This window comes from Escherichia sp. WS2035, from assembly GCF_046487065.1.
GTDB classification, from domain to species: domain Bacteria; phylum Pseudomonadota; class Gammaproteobacteria; order Enterobacterales; family Enterobacteriaceae; genus Escherichia; species Escherichia coli.
The window spans coordinates 44,343-63,296 of sequence record NZ_JBJQKD010000013.1; the positions used below are offsets into that span (position 1 = coordinate 44,343).

The following is an 18,954-nucleotide window of genomic DNA, read 5'->3' on the forward strand; positions in this document are numbered from 1 at the left end:
CATTAATAACATAAGAGAATGCGATGGCTTGCAAAAGTAATTCATTGCCTGAATAATATAAATTATATATAAATCTTATTTATGTGATAGTTTGAATTATCATTATAAATGATACTCACTCTCAGGGGCGTTGCGGTTTACTATGCAGGATACGGATTTTTTCAGCTGGCTTCGCACGATGCTGTTGCGTTTTCAGAGGATGGAGGCCGCAGAAGAGGTCTACCATGAAATAGAGCTTCAGGCTCAGCAGCTGGAGTACGATTACTATTCGTTATGTGTTCGCCACCCGGTACCATTCACGCGACCTAAAGTGGCTTTCTACACCAATTACCCTGAGTCGTGGGTTAGTTATTATCAGGCAAAAAATTTTCTCGCAATTGATCCGGTGCTGAACCCTGAAAACTTTAGTCAGGGCCATTTAATGTGGAATGATGACTTATTCAGCGAAGCACAGCCGTTATGGGAAGCTGCGCGCGCACATGGTTTACGCCGCGGTGTCACTCAGTATTTAATGCTGCCAAATCGGGCGTTGGGCTTTTTGTCCTTTTCCCGTTGCAGCACGCGCGAAATACCCATTCTTAGTGATGAACTGCAATTAAAAATGCAGCTACTGGTGCGCGAAAGTCTGATGGCTCTGATGCGTTTAAATGATGAAATAGTGATGACGCCAGAGATGAATTTCAGCAAGCGCGAAAAAGAAATTCTGAAATGGACGGCGGAAGGTAAGACATCAGCAGAGATAGCGATGATTTTGTCAATCTCTGAGAATACGGTCAATTTCCATCAGAAAAACATGCAGAAAAAAATCAATGCACCGAATAAGACGCAGGTTGCCTGTTACGCGGCCGCTACTGGCTTAATTTGATCTCTTTTCTGTTCTGCGTGCCAGATGCAAAAACCGGCTGAAAGGCACGCTCTCAGCCGGTTTTATATTACTGACGGTAGGCTTGTTTAATTTGCTTAACCGTTTTGGAAAATACTGCAGCCTGGGTTTCGTCTTCGATCAGCGCAAGCTGTTTTTCCATCTTTAACATCACGCGGCCCGCGTCAGCTTGTCCCATCGCCTGCAGCATCAGCGTCAGCATCGCTTTCAGGCAGGAGACTTCATTTGCCAGTTCTTGATTATTCTCGGCAGTAGAAAAATCAGGCGTACTCATTTATTTTCCTCGTCATGTTGCAATGAAAATTTGCGGTGAAAAATGTTAAGGCGGCGGAGTATACCATAAGCTTTGCTAAAAATAGCAGTGGTTGTTTTTTGAGCGTGATATCAACAGTACTATAAAATACGTTAATATAATGACCAATAAATATTTTTATCATGAATGTTTTTTGCCCGTATTATTCGGGTTAATTAATGTTACATATTCAGCGGGCTGATTTTCATTTTTGCTGAATAAAGTCAATTTTTGTCACATTTCATCGCCGGGCTTACTGTGAAACGATCCCGGAAGCCGTTGGTGACGGGCGTGACCATAACTGTGGACAATCGAATTGACAAAAACGAGAGAAAAATCGAATACCCACCATTTTTAACGTTTCAAAGTTGCAATAAAAACCGCTAATATACGAATGACTAACTATCAGTAGCGTTATCCCTATTTCTGGAGATATTCCTTTGATCAACGTTCTACTTGTTGATGACCACGAACTGGTGCGCGCAGGGATACGACGCATTCTGGAAGATATAAAGGGTATAAAAGTCGTCGGTGAGGCATCGTGCGGTGAAGACGCCGTTAAATGGTGCCGGGCAAATGCCGTTGACGTGGTGCTAATGGACATGAGTATGCCGGGCATTGGCGGTCTTGAGGCGACGCGTAAAATCGCGCGTTCCACAGCTGATGTCAAAATCATCATGCTTACCGTCCATACAGAAAACCCTTTACCAGCGAAAGTCATGCAGGCCGGAGCTGCGGGCTACCTCAGCAAAGGCGCGGCTCCGCAGGAAGTCGTGAGTGCGATTCGTTCTGTCTATTCAGGGCAGCGTTACATTGCTTCTGATATCGCTCAACAAATGGCGTTAAGCCAGATCGAACCAGAAAAAACAGAAAGCCCATTTGCCAGTTTGTCTGAACGTGAATTGCAGATTATGCTGATGATCACCAAGGGCCAGAAGGTCAATGAGATCTCAGAACAGCTCAATCTCAGTCCGAAAACGGTGAACAGCTACCGCTATCGTATGTTCAGTAAACTAAACATTCATGGCGATGTTGAGCTGACTCACCTGGCAATTCGCCATGGTCTGTGTAATGCGGAGACATTATCAAGTCAGTGAGTGATCAGTTTGACGCAAAAGCGTTTTTAAAAACCGTAACCAGCCAGCCAGGCGTTTATCGCATGTATGATGCTGGTGGTACGGTTATCTATGTCGGCAAAGCGAAAGACCTGAAAAAACGGCTTTCCAGCTATTTCCGTAGCAACCTCGCTTCGCGCAAAACCGAAGCGCTGGTCGCCCAGATCCAGCAAATTGATGTAACGGTTACTCATACAGAAACCGAAGCGCTGTTACTGGAACACAACTACATCAAACTTTATCAGCCGCGTTACAACGTTTTGCTACGCGATGATAAATCATATCCTTTTATCTTCCTGAGTGGCGATACCCACCCGCGTCTGGCGATGCATCGTGGAGCGAAGCATGCCAAAGGTGAATATTTCGGCCCGTTCCCGAATGGCTATGCCGTACGTGAAACACTGGCGCTACTGCAAAAGATTTTCCCCATTCGCCAGTGCGAAAACAGTGTTTATCGCAACCGCTCGCGTCCGTGTCTGCAATATCAGATAGGGCGCTGTCTGGGGCCGTGCGTTGAAGGACTGGTGAGTGAAGAAGAATACGCTCAGCAGGTCGAGTATGTGCGCCTGTTTTTGTCTGGCAAAGATGATCAGGTGCTTACGCAACTCATTAGTCGTATGGAAACTGCCAGCCAGAATCTGGAGTTTGAAGAAGCGGCGCGGATTCGCGACCAAATTCAGGCGGTGCGACGTGTCACCGAAAAACAGTTTGTTTCCAATACCGGCGACGACCTTGACGTTATTGGAGTGGCGTTCGATGCGGGTATGGCTTGTGTCCACGTATTGTTCATTCGTCAGGGCAAAGTGCTCGGCAGCCGCAGCTATTTCCCGAAAGTGCCTGGCGGTACGGAACTGAGCGAGGTGGTGGAAACCTTCGTAGGTCAGTTCTATTTACAAGGCAGCCAGATGCGCACCTTACCGGGTGAGATCCTGCTCGATTTTAATCTTAGCGATAAAACGCTGCTCGCCGATTCCCTTTCAGAACTGGCGGGACGCAAGATTAATGTTCAAACCAAACCTCGTGGCGATAGAGCGCGTTATCTGAAACTCGCGCGTACCAATGCGGCGACGGCCTTAACCAGCAAACTTTCGCAGCAATCTACCGTTCACCAGCGGCTGACCGCGCTTGCCAGCGTGTTGAAATTGCCGGAAGTGAAGCGGATGGAGTGCTTTGACATCAGCCATACCATGGGTGAACAAACCGTCGCTTCCTGTGTGGTGTTTGATGCCAACGGCCCGCTGCGTGCGGAGTATCGGCGCTATAACATTACTGGCATCACGCCGGGCGATGATTACGCGGCGATGAATCAGGTGCTGCGTCGGCGTTATGGTAAAGCTATCGACGACAGTAAGATCCCGGATGTGATCCTTATTGACGGCGGCAAAGGCCAGCTTGCGCAGGCGAAAAATGTTTTCGCCGAACTGGATGTCTCATGGGATAAAAATCATCCGCTGCTACTTGGCGTTGCCAAAGGAGCAGATCGTAAGGCTGGGCTGGAAACGCTGTTCTTTGAGCCGGAAGGTGAGGGATTTAGTTTGCCGCCAGATTCTCCCGCGCTGCATGTTATCCAGCATATTCGCGATGAATCACACGATCACGCGATTGGCGGGCACCGTAAAAAACGGGCGAAGGTCAAAAATACCAGTTCCCTGGAAACCATTGAAGGCGTCGGGCCAAAACGTCGGCAAATGTTGTTGAAATATATGGGCGGTTTGCAAGGTTTACGTAACGCCAGCGTCGAGGAAATTGCAAAAGTGCCGGGTATTTCGCAAGGTCTGGCAGAAAAGATCTTCTGGTCGTTGAAACATTGATGTCTCTGTAGCAACATAGGGGTAATCTTACTGACAACAGATAGTTACCCGTCATTATGCAATTTAATATCCCTACGTTGCTTACACTGTTCCGTGTCATCCTTATCCCATTCTTTGTATTGGTCTTTTATTTGCCTGTCACCTGGTCGCCGTTTGCCGCCGCGCTCATTTTCTGCGTCGCGGCGGTGACTGACTGGTTCGATGGTTTTCTGGCACGCCGCTGGAATCAGAGTACCCGGTTTGGTGCTTTCCTTGACCCTGTCGCAGATAAAGTTCTCGTGGCTATCGCCATGGTGCTGGTAACCGAGCATTACCACAGCTGGTGGGTGACCTTACCGGCAGCAACGATGATCGCCCGTGAAATTATTATTTCTGCGCTACGCGAATGGATGGCGGAGTTGGGTAAACGCAGTAGCGTGGCTGTCTCCTGGATTGGAAAAGTGAAAACCACTGCCCAGATGGTGGCGTTGGCATGGCTGCTGTGGCGTCCGAATATTTGGGTTGAGTACGCCGGTATTGCACTTTTCTTTGTGGCTGCGGTACTGACTCTGTGGTCAATGTTGCAATATTTGAGCGCTGCGCGTGCAGATTTGCTTGATCAGTGATCGTTTCGGCGCAATTTTCAGCAAACGATCAAAAGTGGTGAAAAATATCGTTGACTCATCGCGCCAGGTAAGTAGAATGCAACGCATCGAACGGCGGCACTGATTGCCAGACGATAATAAAATCAAGTGATTAACTGATTGCTTGATGAATGCGGGAATAGCTCAGTTGGTAGAGCACGACCTTGCCAAGGTCGGGGTCGCGAGTTCGAGTCTCGTTTCCCGCTCCAGTTTAAAAGGCATCGGCGTCAGCGGATGTCTGGCTGAAAGGCCTGAAGAATTTGGCGCGTTAACAAAGCGGTTATGTAGCGGATTGCAAATCCGTCTAGTCCGGTTCGACTCCGGAACGCGCCTCCACTTTTTTCCCGAGCCCGGATGGTGGAATCGGTAGACACAAGGGATTTAAAATCCCTCGGCGTTCGCGCTGTGCGGGTTCAAGTCCCGCTCCGGGTACCATGGGAAAGATAAGAATAAAATCAAAGCAATAAGCAGTGTCGTGAAACCACCTTCGGGTGGTTTTTTTGTATCTTCTTTCTCATTTCCGAAGATGCGTCCGAAGATGATTTTTCTCTGGACGCATCATCATTCATTTTCTCTGGCCACCAACTACGGGCACTACTTTAACTTTCCGGTCATATGCTGCTGTCTGTCGCGGGTTCTTATGCCCGGAAATTGCTTGCTTCTCTTCCAGGCTGCCTTCCAGATCAGAGATACCTTTTGCTTTCAGATCATGAAATGTGAAGTCTATTTGCAGATGAGGATATTTTTCCTGTGCTGCCGCTTTGACATCACGCCAACGAGAGTTAAAACCATCACGGGTATACTTGCCACCGGTAGTTTGATGAATCACAAACAGGCTACTGATTCCCGTTTTTAATGGCAGAGAACGAGCCAGAGCTATCGCTTTCTGCAGACGAGGCGACCAGGCTTTGATTTGCTTAACGCCGGTTTTTCCCTGACGAATGTAGATCCCGGAATCGAACAGCTGGTCTTTCTGCAATGAAAGTACATCACTCTGTCTGGCCACGCATAAGTAGGCAATCTCCATTGCTACGCGAACAACATCAGGAGACACTTCATAAACGGCCTGATATTCTTCATCCGTAATATAACGTTCGCGAGCTTTCTCTTTAAACTGTTTAACTCCCTGACAAGGATTCCTCTGAACATAACCTCGTTCATAACCCCAACGGAATACCCGGGACATAAAGCTTTTTTCCCTGTTTGCCTGAGTTCGGCTTGATAAACCGCGTTGATCCATATAGCGCCGAATATGTTCAGGTTTGATTTTATCCGGGTCGATCTTCCCGAAGACAGGCAGAACTTTTCCGGAATATTTTGTGTAGTCTTTCCGGGTTTCGACTGCCAAATCCATAAAATCAGGGGAGGTCATGAATTGTTCCGTGAGCGCCTGAAAAGTATTTCTTTCTTTTTCGTCACCGACCGCTTTTTCATATGCCAGCCATACGGCTGATCGTGGTGCATCCAATGCGCACAGGCGTATCGCTTTGTTATCTTTATTCCTGAATTCGTAGGCCGCTTTGCCCTGGTAAACACGAGGCGGCATCCAGTTATCTGCTGGGTTCTTTCTCTTTCCGGCCATTAAATATTGCTCCAAAATCAGGTTCATCATCTTTTCGCGTCGTCACCTCCTGTAAATTGCGAAATTTTATTGGGTTCATGAAATGGCCCCAGGTTGTTTTTGGGTGTCCGTCAGCCCTTTCCATGAAGAAAATTCCAGCCCGGCGAAGAGCCTCACATTGCTTTGATTTAAGTGGGCTTCCCGTCAGCTCGACCATTTCTTCTCTGGTGATTATGTCGTGATCGCTTTTCATGGTCTTTCCTCATTATGTAGCTTATTGCGTCATCTGCCTTCTGGCAGGCACGGGCAATATCAGACTCGGTCAAAGTCTGTTTCCTGACGCTGGCCGACAGTCGACCAATTTTGATATCAAATGCGGAGAGCAGAGTTGCTCCCGGTTGCCATCGCAGCATTGTGATCCTCCGGTGTCTGGTGAATCGCAATGCTAGCGATGGTGAGTTTTTATTTCTGATTAGGCGTAATCAGTTCTTGTGGGGTGAATGCCGATTTCTCCCGAGTGACCTTAATGTTTTCTGGCAGGTGTAGCCCAAGTTCGCAGCGGCTCCGTGCTTCAATAATGCCATTGGTACCATCGGCAAGTACCAGGTGAACCGCGTCACCACGCTTTAATGTGAGTTTAAGCATTAGCGTATCCTCAGTGACCGTTCGCCGCGTTCCAGATGTGCGCCTGGTACCGGGTTTAATAACTCGGCTGGTGGTGTTTCTCCACGCGCCAGTATTTCGGCGGCAACCGCCTCCGCAGATTCAATCACTTCTTTAATGGCTCGCTTGTTTGGTGTAATAACCGTTTCTACATCAACAAGTGACACGCCCTCATACTCATCCGGGATCTTATCTTTGCTATCGATAATTACCCGGATAGCCCCCTGTGCATCAGTAAATGTGTTTTTTGCGGTTTTCAGTTTATCCAGGCCAGCAGCTTGCAGGCAGGTGAGCATATGCTTTCGAATTGCTTTTTCCTTGCCTTCAAAGGACGTCTTACGGGTTGCCAGGCGAGACATTTCTTCAGCGCAGGTATTGGCATTGCCCTGTAAATTACGGCAGATGACCATCATGGCGTCCAGTTTGTCTCCCAGTTCTCCTTCCATGCCTTCAAGCGTGTCGGCGATCATCTCTGGCGTCAGTTCATCGGCGGTTTCTAACAGGTCAATCAGACTGGCATATTCTTTTGCAATAGCGATAGCAGTGCTCATGCTGTTTGCTCCTGTGCAGCGGTAAGGGCGGCGAGGCGTTCAGTTTTAATGTCGGTGATACGGCGCAGACGTGATCCCAGATACGATGAATATTCTTTATCGCCTTTGGTTTCCGCTGCTTTCCTGTGTACATCCACTTCGCGGGCGATGAGGCCAAATACCTTGTTTACTTCGTTGGCGGTTACCGCGGCGGCCAGCGTATTGGCAACGTTGATAAGCTTCTCATCCAGTTCCTTACGCAGACGGGTAGCATCTTCCGCATTCTCGCTGGCATTCTTGATATCAAACTCAGCTTTATTCCTCTGGCGGTATTCCGGATTGTCGTACAGGCCCATGAAAATATCGGCGCTGAATCCGAGAGGGGATAGCGCTTTCTTAACAGCATCCGTCCAGGATTTCTTCGGTGCTTCGCCGTCGCTTGTTGGTCCGTATTTAGTGTCGTAGATATAAGGTGTGCATCCGTAAGCCTCGGACTCACCGCGTACCCCATTCAATATGTACCAGACTCTCACTTTCATGGTGTGGTGCATTTCACATAGGTACCCGCCAACACCGTCTTGAATCAGATCCCATTCTATTTTTTCACCAACCTGTTTTTTGCGAACTATTGGTGCGCCTTTATCAAAGCGCTCCTCCAGCACCTCTACCCCCCAGCCAATACCAAATGGCCCAAATTCGCGAGTCGCTTTCATCGCTATATAAGTGCCGTTGATGGATGTGCCGCCGCCATTCTGAGAGAAAGCACTGGTGAAGCGCTCATCGGTTTTGAATACGTTCTTCCACAATGCCAGGTTATCCGTGTCATCTGAGTCCTTTAACTCCGTTTCGATAGCTGAGATTGCATTCTGCCGCTTGTGCTCTTCGGCATGGATCCGCTCAACCAGCGCGTCAACGTTCTGCACCAGATCCTTTACCTGCTCGCTAAGTTGTTCTTGTGGAGGAGTCTCTTCTGCCAGGGTAATAGCTGCAGGTTCCCTCTGTGATACGGCGTTATTTTCAGGTACGTCATACACATGGCGAGGCGTGACAAACTGCTCACGCAACTGCTGCAAACTACGTTCTCCAGCATTTGCAGCTTCGCTTTTTTCGCCCTGATTTGAGGGTGTTTCTGACATCATCCCATCAATTGAGAATCGTCCGCCGCCGTGGTTGGTGACTTTTACATCATCCTTGGGTGCTGCTTCCTTTGGCTTCTCTTCAACAGCATTTGCATCACGCTGCCCGTTAGCTTGCAGCCAGTTGTCGATGTGACTGCGCAGGGATTGTGGGAAGTGGTACGTGTCTTTTGCGGGGGCGCTCTGAATAACACCGAATACTGATGCGCGGTCATAGGCAAGGATCTGATCCGTTGTGCGCAAGGCCATTGACCAGCGTTTAAAATCTTCCCTGTCCTGACTGATTATTTCGTCTGCCGCTTTCAGGATGCTGGGGGTGATTTTTTCCGGGGCAACAGGTAACAGGGCGCAGGCAATTTCACGATCCAGAGTGGCGTGAGTCTGTTTGTAAGGACGTGCGGATGCTGTTTCTGGTTTTACCTCCGGCAGCATTTCATCTCGTTTACCGGGATTCTCTACCCATTTTTTTATAAATTTGGAGATAGTCCAACTGGTCGGGTTTTGTTCCTGGGTATCGCAACTTGCCAAAATTGCATGTACCAGATTATTCAATCCAGCAATATGCATGTACTCGATGGGCTTACACGCCACCATGGCATCAAGAACGATGCGGTTAAACGCGTCAACCTCATCCTCACTGTCAGTATCACTGTTATCGAGCATCTCCAGGTATTCACGCGTCTGCACAAGCAATTCACTGTCGACTTCGTTGGCGTCGTGGCTGAACAGCAGAACGGCGGCGAATCGTTCACGAGCCGGCAGTTTCATCAGGTCGCTAACCTGTGAGATATCTGCTGAACTGCAATCTGAATCAACAGGAGTGTTAACTACCCATTTTTCGCCATCAAAACTGTGTTCTGTGGCAAACGTCTCATCAAACTCACCGACGCCTGGGCGCGGTTGGCCCGGGGCATCTTCCCAGATTTTAGGTTTGAAATAGTTGTCGCCGTGGTCAGGGTAGGCTTCCCACAATTTGCCGATGATGATGTTCTCGGCAACTTTTTTGTTAGGGGCGGCGATGGCGATGGCCAGCGCCGGGATCGCGCCGTTTTTGAGCGCGCCTTTTTTCGCTTCTAACAAGCCGTTAAAAATGGTCATTGGTCTTTCCTCATTACAGGTCAGTGGTTTTTAGTAGGGGAGCTCATCGGTATCTGGCGTGTATTCGATGCAAAGTAACTGCTGGATTTTGTCATCGATAGCAGCAATACGCTGTTGGGCGTCGGCGACTGTTTTCTGTTTTTGTTCACGCAGTTGCTCGACCTGTAAACCGATGATGTCGATTGGCTCGGGCTGGTTAACGGTAATTTCAATTTCGCGGCTTTCCAGAAGGATGTACCTGTCTGGAAAATTTTTTGACATATCAACAGTCGCAACAAGCAGCTTTTCGTGGCTGAAAGTTGAAGTTGCATAATGAATAAAGAGTGTTACTGGGATGGTGCGCGCTTCCATAGCGACTCCTTGGTAATGTATACTCAGAGCCGATCAGCGAATATTGATCAGCTTCCATAGCGTCAGTGTCGTTGGTCTTTCCTCATCACAAGTTTGGTCACTTGTGATAAATCCGAATGGTTTGGTCGCCGTTCGGGGTAACTGGCCCGCCTTGTGCGGGTCTTTTGCTATCTAAAGGGTGCCGGTTACGTTTCCGGCGTCGTTATGTTTCCATTACGACCGTACAGGGCTGGTCAGGCCCGGGCTGGTCTTTCCTGTTTTGAGCTGGTCAGGCTCATGGTCAACGCTGGTCAGGCGTGGTACTTCCTCCGGTCTTTCCCTGGTGTCACGCTGCGGGTTTGGCCTCTCCTGTTGGGGACTCAGGCACAGCGATAAAACCTGGCTGTGTGAAAAAATGGCCCATCGTGCGGACTGGGCAAAGACTAAACACAGCAAATTGATGATGGGCGCCCGGAATCGAACCGGGTAACGGGCAGGGAGTTCCCGTTAAACACCTGTTCACCACAACCGGGAGCGCACTCCGCCATTTCAAAATTTAACGACAAAGCTCAAAGTTGAGTCGATGAAGTGCGCTCTCGTGTTGTAGCCAGGACTCTTCCCTGGTGGTCACACCGTATCGCCTTGATGGTGAATCAATCGCTCATACCTGGCTGTGGCTTGCACATTCCGGCTACCTGCTATGGAGACAACGCGTTAAGGCTCCGCTTCCATCCAGACCGCTTCGACACATGTGCCATATGCCGGTGAAGTCTTTCCCTCTGTCACCGTGTTGGCGCCGACGCGCAAAATTTGGTGCCGTCTTTCCGGCTGTCAGAACGTGTTTCTGAACAACTGCCGCTGGGTAAGCGTTGTTGATGAAAGTGACTTTACAATTTGTATTTGTAATGGTCAATGTGTTTTTAAAAAATAATTTGTAGTGAGGGGCAAAAAAATATTCACTGTGTAAAGGTGTTTTTGTGTTAGGGGAAAGTTGCATGCCAGCAGCGGCTGGCCTGGAAATTTGAACTGAACTATTTTGTCTGGTTTTTGGCTTCAAGTAGTTCTTTTAGCAGTAGATCGAAGTGCTCTCTTTTTTCTTTTAGCTCATTGATTAATTTATTTTTTTCGCTCTCAGGCAGTCCTCTGAATAGTTGCAGTAGAGCCTGTTCTTGCGGGGTTAGTTCTTGATTGTAATTACCCGGGTGTAGTGTGGATTCATCCAAATATTCCCCTTCATTCATGAAGAAAAAATGAACAGGGTATCCGGTCACTTTTGCTAGCTTGTCTAATTTATCTTTTCTTGGAGTTACCCCATTACACCATGCCTGAACTGATTGAGCCGTAACCCCAATATGGCGAGCTAACTCAGATTGAGACCAGCCTAAGTCTTTTAGAATCCGTTGTAGTCGGCTAGCAAAAGCCATGTTTTTCGTTTTTGTGTTCATACCGTAAGGATACAAGGTTTAATTGTAGGGAGCATTGCAAATATAATTTGTAATTACAGTTATTGTTTGTAATGATGACGCGGACACAAGGAGTCCATATGGATAAACAACTGCAAGACAAAATTCTTTCCGTAATGAGTCAATCCGAGTTAGGGCGGCGATTAGGGAAAAAACCACAAACGGTAAGCCTCTGGTTCAAAGGACGGGTTCCCGGTGAAGAGGTTTTGCGCACATCTGAAGCTCTTGAATGGCGCGTGACCCCTCATGATCTTAGACCGGATCTTTACCCAAACCCAGATGACAGCTTGCCTAAAACGGAAGCAGCTTAACTGTTGGTGAGCCCCAAATCTGATTAAGCGTAATCAATTTTTAGCGACAGGAGACGCTATGGAAAACCAAGAGGAATTACAAAAAGAGATTTTGACCTGGGCGGCAAGGGCAGGGCAGGAACTCGTCACGATTGAAATCTGCCGGGCCTGGTTCAGTCAGGGACGCAATGATGAGTTGAGACTACATGAATTTGAGGACGCGGACGGCAACGTGGACTGGAGAGCCATCAACAACAATCGGCAGAAAATCTTTCGCTGGTTACGTGGCGAGACAACGGCGGCGCGCCGAAAAACTCAGGTGCTGGCCAGTGTGATGAAAGCCGTGCTACCCGCAGAACGGCGGGCACGTCTGGAGTCGCCGGGCGATCCCGTTTTGCTGGCAACGCTGGCGGCAAAAGAAGGGGTGGAAGCGATTAACGCTGTACATCTCCACTTCGCGCCAGAGTTAACTATTCAGGAAATTGACGAAGCAATAGCGGCGCTGGTAGCGACGCGAGGAGCAGTGATACGCACTGCGCAAGACCACCATGCATGAGCGCCTGACCAGCGTTTAACTTATACCGAGGAAAGACCGATGTTAAGACATATTGACCGCATTACCTGGCGTAACGGCTGGCACCTGAATGGACGCCCGGCACATGTTGCAGAGATCCGCCCCATATTCGATGGCCGCGTCGCAGCTGCACGTTCTGTATGGGAAAAGTACGAAGAAGAAAAAGCGAAACTGCGTGAGCAAAATCTCTCTGGCGCTGCCTATGAGGCTGGCTGTCGCGTTCTCTCAGAGGCTTTGGGCATATGAACATCCTCCCGTTACTTGATAGACCCATAGCCTTCCAGAGAAGTTTTATCCGTCTTGAAATGGGCGTGACTGCCGCATTGTTTCTGTCGCAGTTGACGTACTGGACAAACAGAACAACTGACGACGGCTGGGTATATAAAACCCAGGATGAGTGGGAAGAGGAAACAGGGCTTTCACGATACGAGCAGGAGGGCGCGCGCAAAAAACTACGTGGTCTCGGCGTCTTGCTGGAACGTAAACAGGGCTTGCCTGCCAGGCTGTACTACAAAATCGATAATGATGTGTTGTGCCAGCTACTTACGTCCGCATACAAGGATGCGGAAAAACCACATACAGGTGAGGGGAAAACCACCAGGCCTGTACGTGGAAAACCAACAAACATTCTTACAGAGAATACTACAGAGATTATTACTGATGGTGAATCGGCTGACGCCGACACCCAACAACCTGCCGACCAGAGAATAAATTATCAGGTGATACTCGATACCTATCACGAGATTTTGCCAGAGATGCCACCAGTGAAAATCCTCACTGACGGCAGAAAAAAACACCTTCGCACTTTCTGGAAAAAATTCAATTTCAATGAGTCCCGTTGGCGGGCCTATCTGGAATTTATCGGTGGCAATTGTCGCTGGATGCTGGAGGACAGGCCAAATGGCAGGGGAGGATTCTGGCGGCGTAAAAATCTTGATTATCTGATTACCGAACGCTGCTATGTTTCGGTCAAGGAAGAACGCGCAAATGATAAATAACGCGATTGCACTGTACAGCGTTGACGCAGAACAGGCTGTTCTGGGCTGTCTGATGCTGAATACCGACCACGACAGAACCAATGCGGTATTTGCGTTACTGAAACCGGAAACGTTTTATATCAATGCGCATCAGGTTATCTACCGGGAGATCAAAGGATTATTTCAAGCTGATAAACCAACTGACCTGATAACACTGACCGAACTGATGGAATCGAAGGGGCTGTATGAGCGCGTGGGGGGATTCGCATACCTGGCTGAAATGAGTAAGGCGGCGATTCCGGCCTCAATGGTCAACTACGCGAAAATTGTACGTGAAAAAGCCATTCTTCGTTATGCCGTGGAAAAGTTGAATTCTTGTCTGGAGATTATGATCCAGCCTGCAGATATGACTGCTACTGACAGGATCACCGCCGTTCAGCAAGTGATTGGGCAGGTGGCCGAACATTCCCGTACCGGGCATAAGGGCGGTTTGCGTCCGGCAAGTGAAGTCGTCGATGACTGGATAGATGACCTTGAGCGCCGTTTCAATGATCCAGCACATGCAGCCGGACTAACGCTCGGAATCGAAAGCCTTGATCGCTTAATGGCACCAAAGCAGGCGTTAAGAGGTTCATTGGTCGTTATTGGTGCCCGGCCAAAAATGGGCAAGACAGCCGCGTTTAATAAAATTGCGGTGCATTTTGCTCTGAATCATCGTTTGCCGACGCTGGTATTTAGCCTGGAAATGACTGACAGAAGTCTCATTGAACGCATGGTTGCGCAGGAAGCAAAGGTCAATTCGGAGATTTTTTATCTTGGCCCTAACGATGAATCTGAATTGAGTCTCGCAATAGCAAAGGCGGGGGAGATTGCCGAATCCAACATGATGATTGACAGCACGGCAGGTGTAACCCTTGCGCATATTGTCGCTGAATGTCGAAAAGTTAAACGGATGCGTGGCTCGGTTGGCCTGGTGGCAATTGACTATTTGACGCTGATGAAGACCGAATCGGCAGAGCGTAGGGATATTGCGTATGGCGATATCACAACCGGTTTGAAGAACCTGGCAAAAGAGCTGGATTGTGTTGTGGTCCTGCTGACGCAACTCAACCGAAAGCTTGAAGAACGTGCCGATAAGCGGCCTAACCCGAGCGACAGTAAAGATACCGGGCAGATCGAACAAGATTGCGATGTCTGGATTGGCCTCTATCGTGATGCTGTTTATAACGAAAATGCCGACCCAAATCTCATGGAAATGTTGCTACGTCTGAACCGCGAAGGACCATCGGGAACAGCCTATGCCCTGATGAAAAATGGCTCAGTTATTGATATCAGCGATGAGGAGGTTTATCGCCTTACCAACGACCGCTCAGAAAAAAATAAACGTTATTCCCGTAGCGATAATTCTCGCACAAATGAATTTTAACCACGCCTGACCAGCGTGAAATAACCGAGGAAAGACCAATGACCACCACTCCAGGCAAATTAGAGTACCCGTCGGACAAAGGACACATAGACGACGGTAAAAACTATCTCGACGTCATTTTGTGGAATATGAACGTCGGGCCACGTGCGCGCACTCGCGCGGTTTTTGTGCCAAGACCTAAAGCAGGCAATTTTTCAACCCCTGCTAAGCCTGCCCGTCAGGCATCCGTAGCCGCAGCGCCAGCAGTGAAACGTAAGGGCAAAACGCACACCGGGATCGCGATTCGCAGAAATGGTGAGCGGCAAGTGAAACTCCACGAAACAGCGACAACCTGGTGTGCCTCACCGCATGAAACTTACGACAAGATAACCGGGCAGCGCATTGGCGCGCCTGGTCGCTGCCGCCTGCTGCTGAGTTCCATCACTCCGATAGCAAAGAAAGGGGCGTGATATGGCCGGGCAATCAGATTACCTGCCGCCCGGCTTACCACACAACCGCGCCAAATGGCCCCAGGAATACCAGCTTAAAGAGCACTACGACATGCGAGCGGCGGCGCTGATCCGCCAACTCTTTGAGAAACGTATTCCGAGGGGAAGCGTGATTGAGCAAATCGGAATGACGCCAGATACGTACCGGGAATTTTTCAGAGAGCGTCTGAACTACTGGAGAGGGGTGATGGAACAATGAAATACAAACGGTGGGTGCGTGCGGAAGTCGTAATCATCAAACAATGTGCGGGCAGCATGACAGTTGAACGTATAGGGCAGCTTATTGGCAGAACCGGTGCAGCGGTACGCACAAAAGCGCGCGAGCTGAAAATCTGTATGTATCTGCGGGGTAATTATCACCAGTCAGTGAAATACCTCCAGGAAGATATCGAGCTGGCAAGGGAATTACATCAGTCGGGTATTAATCGCCAGGATATCGCAGAAAAACTCGAAATGCCGATCGGAGCGGTGAATCAGTTTGTTTATTTTGAGCGGAGAATTTCATGAAAGAACTTTTTCTTGCATTTGTGCCCCGGTTTATTAATGACCAGATCGCACTGACTGATAATGGTGAACAATATGAAATTGCCTGCAGCATGGTGGATGTGAATCCTGGCGAACGGTATGACGCGATGTGTGACCTGAAAATATTTACCTGGCTGGGTTGGGCTATTCCGTGTGGAGAACCAACCAATATTCGTCCGTTTGAGAGCAGGGAGGCTGTATGAGTGAATTGAAAATACGTCGCAAGGCAATAGCACGCGTTAAAAATCTATTACCAGTGCCTGTCAAATATCGTTTTTGTGGTGGGAATGTACGGATTGGTACGGATGTATGGTGATTGCGGAGTGACGTAAAACGAATCGTTGTGGGTGTAATATCGTCAATATCATTGGTTTCCCGGAGGGAAAGGACATGTTTGGCGATAAACTGGAGTTACCACGGAACGGGCGGATAGTGCTCTATATTTCAGATTACAAAGTAACCCGGGCTGAGGTGTTGGAACCGGAAAAACATCTGGTCACGTTACCGGACATTATTGAGTTGTATAAGCGGGTCGGATATGTGGACTTGCATCGCGATGATGTTCCCGTTGAGTGTATGGAATGTGAACACCGGAGGTTTGAAGTTGATTGAATTGACTTAGAAAAAGTCCGGGGCTATAGTTTCCGCGCAGCCGCAAAATCGGTTGCCGGGATTGGCGTCCCGGATATCTAAGTGACGCATAGCCGCGTTAGCGGTTTTTTTATGTGTTAGGCACGGCCACATTCGCATTATGGTGGGCTGTGTGGGGGCTTCTGTGGAAGCGCCGGGTTCACTTAGCCGGTTACGCCAACCCTGCACAGCTCACCACCAGATGATTGGCGTCGCTGGTGGTGATGAAAAAAACACTAAGTGAGGCCACTGCGATGACAGTCCAAATATCTGCGGAATCCCTTTCTCCGCTACATCATAACCAACTTCCCGTCATCACTACTGAATTGCTTGCCAGTTTGTATGGCACGGAAGTAAATGGTATCCAGCAAAACTTCAAGCGCAACATCGCCAGATTTGTCGTAGGAAAGCATTTTTTTAAGCTGGAAGGTAATGAATTACGCGACTTCAAAAACAGACTGACAGATAGTCAGTCAGTTGCTAAACATACCCGATCCCTCATTCTCTGGACAGAACGCGGCGCAGCTCGCCATGCCAAAATGCTGGAAACAGAACAGGCCTGGGAAGTTTTCGAAAAGCTGGAAGATTGTTATTTTAGCCAGCGTCCAGAGAGGCGGAGTACAACTACCGATGACCGTACTCCCTTGCGTGATGCCGTTAATATACTGGTCGGCAAGAAAGGCATGATGTATCCCGATGCCTACACCATGATTCATCAACGCTTCGCCGTCTCTCACATAGAACAACTGTCACAGACGCAAATGTTAGAGGCGATTGAATACATCCACTGCCTGCTACTCGATGAAAATCACCCAACCATTCCAGATTTTTCTTTTATCACCACTATCAAAAATGGAAAAGTGACCGGGATGCGCCATGTTGCCAAAGGCGAACATCTGATGACCTTTGACGCTTTCAAAGAGATCGCTGAGCGGGCAGGGTATCTGGTGATCCACAGCGACAATCTGCGAAGTATGACACTGGATAAATTGATGGTAATGGGGAAAAAGTCGGCTATATCCGTTGCTAATTCAGCATTTTGACAGGTTGTTTGGGGCGGAAATACTCTATTTGCGCTTAAAAAGGTATTTGACCACGACCAGCACGAGACCGAATACCTCTGTCAAAGTACCGCCCATATAAAACAGTTACATATGCACTTGATGACTAAGCTGGCACCAGGTTAACACCTGGCGCCAGCTTGAAGGAGACTTCAGTTATTGGTTTCTGAGGAAAGCGATTCTTGAAAGGGTCATTTGCGTCTGGCAGTCGACCATTTTCTTGACTTCAGCATCTGTTCCCTGCATTGAAACTTTACCGCACATAGCATCCTTAGTTTTGATCCACTGACGCTGAGAAGGCAGCAAATCTTTTTTCTTCGCCGGGGTTAACTTGCTCCAGACGGTACTCAAATCAGAGTCGGCATTCGCAAATGCCATTCGGGACTGATCAAGGTTGTCAGCTTTTTGCGGCTGAAGTTGTGCCTGTCTCTCTATTTGCTTCTCCGCCTCATACTTAGCCTGTTCTTGCGCCCTGAGTTGCACCTGTTGTTCCGCTTCAATTTGACTCTGTTGGGCATCCTTAGCCTGCTGGATTTTCTGCTGCTCAACGATCGGGGTGATAATGGAAAGCGATGTCAGTAAAGCGGCGCCCACTGATATCGGATTATCAGTAGAGGTTTTTACAAAAACGTTTTTCTGATCGTCGGTCGCCTGCACGGTGTAGGTGATACGTTTTGAAAAGGCGTTTGCGTTGTTCTCCAAAAACAGGCTTTCCATTTGCTTATCGAGATTACGATTAAAATTCTTTCTGTAAGCATCTGAAAGCTGGACGTACTCGTTCGCAGATAGAGTCATCGTCACGGTCCCTTCACAAGTTTTCATTGTGCTGCCCGTGTCACTTGATGTTGTGGAGATCTCAGAGATGGCTAGTTTGATCTTGTCCAGTGTGCTTCGTTTGGTCTGATTAGTGACATCAGGGTATTTATCGACCTGTTCAGAGAGTCCTTCATAAGCAGATTTTTTTAATAAATCCATGAGAGCTGACTGGGTTATTTCCGAAGAACAACCGATCTCATCTTTTTTGTTATCACAGCCTGTAAGGGCAATGGCGAGTAAGAGTACTGAGTATTTTAATCTCATGAATTCCCTTTAGAGTAAGGATTGGTTTTTAAGACGCGGTCTGTAATCAGTCCCGAGAGCTACAGTAAACAACGCTGAGCACTGAACGCATCACAGGTAAGGTAAAAGGTGATATCGGCAAAGGCTGTGAAACCTTTAATTCAACAGATGGGAACGGTATGCGCAGGATCCTGTAACGACGCTCCCAAAACCGGAAACCTGTAAGGCATGTTTTCGCTGCTGAACTTAATATACGAACCTGCACTATCATGAACATATTTTATATCGTTATACCCCGAGTGATTGTGCCCGGCAATGGATAGTGTCCTGGAGGAACTATTTCTACTGTAAAAGGTAGATATTTAATTTCAGTTTTGAATTATTCCCTGCTGTTAATAACAATGGCTGTATATGGCACC

General features: G+C 48.3%; 24 protein-coding genes and 3 tRNA genes. 17 read left to right on the top strand and 10 right to left on the bottom strand.

Features of this window, described 5'->3' with window-relative positions:
- Positions 1 to 142 precede the first annotated feature (142 nt).
- Positions 143 to 865: a transcriptional regulator SdiA gene (gene sdiA, locus ACJHX4_RS19515; protein WP_001154255.1), complete on the top strand. Its 723-nt coding sequence runs from the start codon at positions 143 to 145 to the stop codon at positions 863 to 865.
- Positions 866 to 932: 67 nt separating this feature from the next.
- On the opposite strand, the gene yecF is transcribed toward sdiA, so the two are convergent.
- Both yecF and yecU read right to left on the bottom strand, forming a co-directional pair.
- The gene (gene yecF / locus ACJHX4_RS19520; RefSeq protein WP_000106474.1) at positions 933 to 1,157 is read right to left on the bottom strand and encodes a DUF2594 family protein YecF; all 225 of its coding nucleotides are present in this window, start codon (positions 1,155 to 1,157) and stop codon (positions 933 to 935) included.
- Positions 1,144 to 1,320 (bottom strand): protein YecU, encoded by a 177-nt coding sequence (gene yecU / locus ACJHX4_RS19525; RefSeq protein ID WP_001307856.1) that lies wholly within the window; start codon positions 1,318 to 1,320, stop codon positions 1,144 to 1,146. The genes yecF and yecU overlap by 14 nt, the downstream gene beginning before the upstream one ends.
- Positions 1,321 to 1,615: 295 nt before the next feature.
- Here yecU and uvrY point away from each other — a divergent pair, with 295 nt between their 5' ends.
- The 6 genes from uvrY to ACJHX4_RS19555 all read left to right on the top strand — a co-directional run bounded on the left by uvrY (position 1,616) and on the right by ACJHX4_RS19555 (position 5,159).
- A complete protein-coding gene (gene uvrY, locus ACJHX4_RS19530; protein WP_000611328.1) occupies positions 1,616 to 2,272 on the top strand; it encodes a UvrY/SirA/GacA family response regulator transcription factor in 657 nt (218 codons plus the stop codon).
- Positions 2,269 to 4,101, top strand: coding sequence for an excinuclease ABC subunit UvrC (gene uvrC / locus ACJHX4_RS19535; protein ID WP_001283421.1), 1,833 nt, complete (start codon positions 2,269 to 2,271; stop codon positions 4,099 to 4,101). The genes uvrY and uvrC overlap by 4 nt, the downstream gene beginning before the upstream one ends.
- A 56-nt stretch (positions 4,102 to 4,157) precedes the next feature.
- Positions 4,158 to 4,706 carry a CDP-diacylglycerol--glycerol-3-phosphate 3-phosphatidyltransferase gene (gene pgsA, locus ACJHX4_RS19540; protein ID WP_001160187.1) on the top strand — a complete coding sequence of 183 codons (549 nt, stop codon included), beginning with the start codon at positions 4,158 to 4,160 and terminating at the stop codon, positions 4,704 to 4,706.
- Between the two features lie 151 nt (positions 4,707 to 4,857).
- Positions 4,858 to 4,933 (top strand) — tRNA-Gly (locus tag ACJHX4_RS19545).
- Positions 4,934 to 4,986: 53 nt separating this feature from the next.
- Positions 4,987 to 5,060: transfer RNA gene (locus tag ACJHX4_RS19550), tRNA-Cys, on the top strand.
- 12 nt (positions 5,061 to 5,072) lie between these two features.
- Positions 5,073 to 5,159: transfer RNA gene (locus ACJHX4_RS19555), tRNA-Leu, on the top strand.
- Positions 5,160 to 5,289: 130 nt separating this feature from the next.
- Here the strand turns inward: ACJHX4_RS19555 and ACJHX4_RS19560 are convergent.
- From ACJHX4_RS19560 to ACJHX4_RS19590, 7 genes are all read right to left on the bottom strand, one after another.
- On the bottom strand, positions 5,290 to 6,306 hold the full coding sequence (locus ACJHX4_RS19560; protein WP_001531780.1) for a tyrosine-type recombinase/integrase: 1,017 nt from the start codon (positions 6,304 to 6,306) through the stop codon (positions 5,290 to 5,292).
- The gene (locus ACJHX4_RS19565) at positions 6,275 to 6,538 is read right to left on the bottom strand and encodes a DUF4224 domain-containing protein (RefSeq protein ID WP_000833838.1); all 264 of its coding nucleotides are present in this window, start codon (positions 6,536 to 6,538) and stop codon (positions 6,275 to 6,277) included. Before ACJHX4_RS19565 ends, ACJHX4_RS19560 begins: the two co-directional genes overlap by 32 nt.
- A gap of 209 nt (positions 6,539 to 6,747) precedes the next feature.
- Entirely contained in the window at positions 6,748 to 6,930 is a 183-nt protein-coding gene (locus tag ACJHX4_RS19570) for a hypothetical protein (RefSeq protein WP_000916334.1), read from the bottom strand.
- Entirely contained in the window at positions 6,930 to 7,499 is a 570-nt protein-coding gene (locus ACJHX4_RS19575) for a siphovirus Gp157 family protein (RefSeq protein WP_000100753.1), read from the bottom strand. Before ACJHX4_RS19575 ends, ACJHX4_RS19570 begins: the two co-directional genes overlap by 1 nt.
- Positions 7,496 to 9,712 (bottom strand): hypothetical protein, encoded by a 2,217-nt coding sequence (locus tag ACJHX4_RS19580; RefSeq protein ID WP_000151806.1) that lies wholly within the window; start codon positions 9,710 to 9,712, stop codon positions 7,496 to 7,498. Before ACJHX4_RS19580 ends, ACJHX4_RS19575 begins: the two co-directional genes overlap by 4 nt.
- Before the next feature lie 30 nt (positions 9,713 to 9,742).
- Complete coding sequence (locus ACJHX4_RS19585) at positions 9,743 to 10,063, bottom strand: hypothetical protein (protein WP_000388260.1); 321 nt, start codon at positions 10,061 to 10,063, stop codon at positions 9,743 to 9,745.
- A gap of 1,010 nt (positions 10,064 to 11,073) precedes the next feature.
- Positions 11,074 to 11,466, bottom strand: coding sequence for a helix-turn-helix domain-containing protein (locus tag ACJHX4_RS19590; protein ID WP_000853106.1), 393 nt, complete (start codon positions 11,464 to 11,466; stop codon positions 11,074 to 11,076).
- A gap of 119 nt (positions 11,467 to 11,585) precedes the next feature.
- Here ACJHX4_RS19590 and ACJHX4_RS19595 point away from each other — a divergent pair, with 119 nt between their 5' ends.
- From ACJHX4_RS19595 to ACJHX4_RS19640, 10 genes are all read left to right on the top strand, one after another.
- Complete coding sequence (locus ACJHX4_RS19595) at positions 11,586 to 11,816, top strand: transcriptional regulator (protein ID WP_000360804.1); 231 nt, start codon at positions 11,586 to 11,588, stop codon at positions 11,814 to 11,816.
- A gap of 58 nt (positions 11,817 to 11,874) precedes the next feature.
- Positions 11,875 to 12,351 (top strand): toxin YdaT family protein, encoded by a 477-nt coding sequence (locus ACJHX4_RS19600; protein WP_000431205.1) that lies wholly within the window; start codon positions 11,875 to 11,877, stop codon positions 12,349 to 12,351.
- A 39-nt stretch (positions 12,352 to 12,390) separates the two neighbouring features.
- Positions 12,391 to 12,615, top strand: coding sequence for a hypothetical protein (locus ACJHX4_RS19605; RefSeq protein WP_000943914.1), 225 nt, complete (start codon positions 12,391 to 12,393; stop codon positions 12,613 to 12,615).
- Entirely contained in the window at positions 12,612 to 13,367 is a 756-nt protein-coding gene (locus tag ACJHX4_RS19610; protein WP_001023813.1) for a hypothetical protein, read from the top strand. Before ACJHX4_RS19605 ends, ACJHX4_RS19610 begins: the two co-directional genes overlap by 4 nt.
- A complete protein-coding gene (locus ACJHX4_RS19615; protein WP_000609322.1) occupies positions 13,357 to 14,772 on the top strand; it encodes a replicative DNA helicase in 1,416 nt (471 codons plus the stop codon). The genes ACJHX4_RS19610 and ACJHX4_RS19615 overlap by 11 nt, the downstream gene beginning before the upstream one ends.
- 38 nt (positions 14,773 to 14,810) lie before the next feature.
- On the top strand, positions 14,811 to 15,221 hold the full coding sequence (locus ACJHX4_RS19620; RefSeq protein ID WP_000214056.1) for a hypothetical protein: 411 nt from the start codon (positions 14,811 to 14,813) through the stop codon (positions 15,219 to 15,221).
- 1 nt (position 15,222) lies between these two features.
- On the top strand, positions 15,223 to 15,459 hold the full coding sequence (locus ACJHX4_RS19625; protein WP_000918616.1) for a hypothetical protein: 237 nt from the start codon (positions 15,223 to 15,225) through the stop codon (positions 15,457 to 15,459).
- Positions 15,456 to 15,767 (top strand): hypothetical protein, encoded by a 312-nt coding sequence (locus ACJHX4_RS19630; RefSeq protein ID WP_000875806.1) that lies wholly within the window; start codon positions 15,456 to 15,458, stop codon positions 15,765 to 15,767. The genes ACJHX4_RS19625 and ACJHX4_RS19630 overlap by 4 nt, the downstream gene beginning before the upstream one ends.
- Positions 15,764 to 15,988 carry a hypothetical protein gene (locus ACJHX4_RS19635; RefSeq protein WP_000661082.1) on the top strand — a complete coding sequence of 75 codons (225 nt, stop codon included), beginning with the start codon at positions 15,764 to 15,766 and terminating at the stop codon, positions 15,986 to 15,988. The genes ACJHX4_RS19630 and ACJHX4_RS19635 overlap by 4 nt, the downstream gene beginning before the upstream one ends.
- A gap of 681 nt (positions 15,989 to 16,669) precedes the next feature.
- The gene (locus tag ACJHX4_RS19640) at positions 16,670 to 17,458 is read left to right on the top strand and encodes an ORF6N domain-containing protein (protein ID WP_001531776.1); all 789 of its coding nucleotides are present in this window, start codon (positions 16,670 to 16,672) and stop codon (positions 17,456 to 17,458) included.
- A 174-nt stretch (positions 17,459 to 17,632) separates the two neighbouring features.
- On the opposite strand, the gene ACJHX4_RS19645 is transcribed toward ACJHX4_RS19640, so the two are convergent.
- Positions 17,633 to 18,556 (bottom strand): lysozyme inhibitor LprI family protein, encoded by a 924-nt coding sequence (locus ACJHX4_RS19645; protein WP_001237642.1) that lies wholly within the window; start codon positions 18,554 to 18,556, stop codon positions 17,633 to 17,635.
- Positions 18,557 to 18,954: the final 398 nt, after the last annotated feature.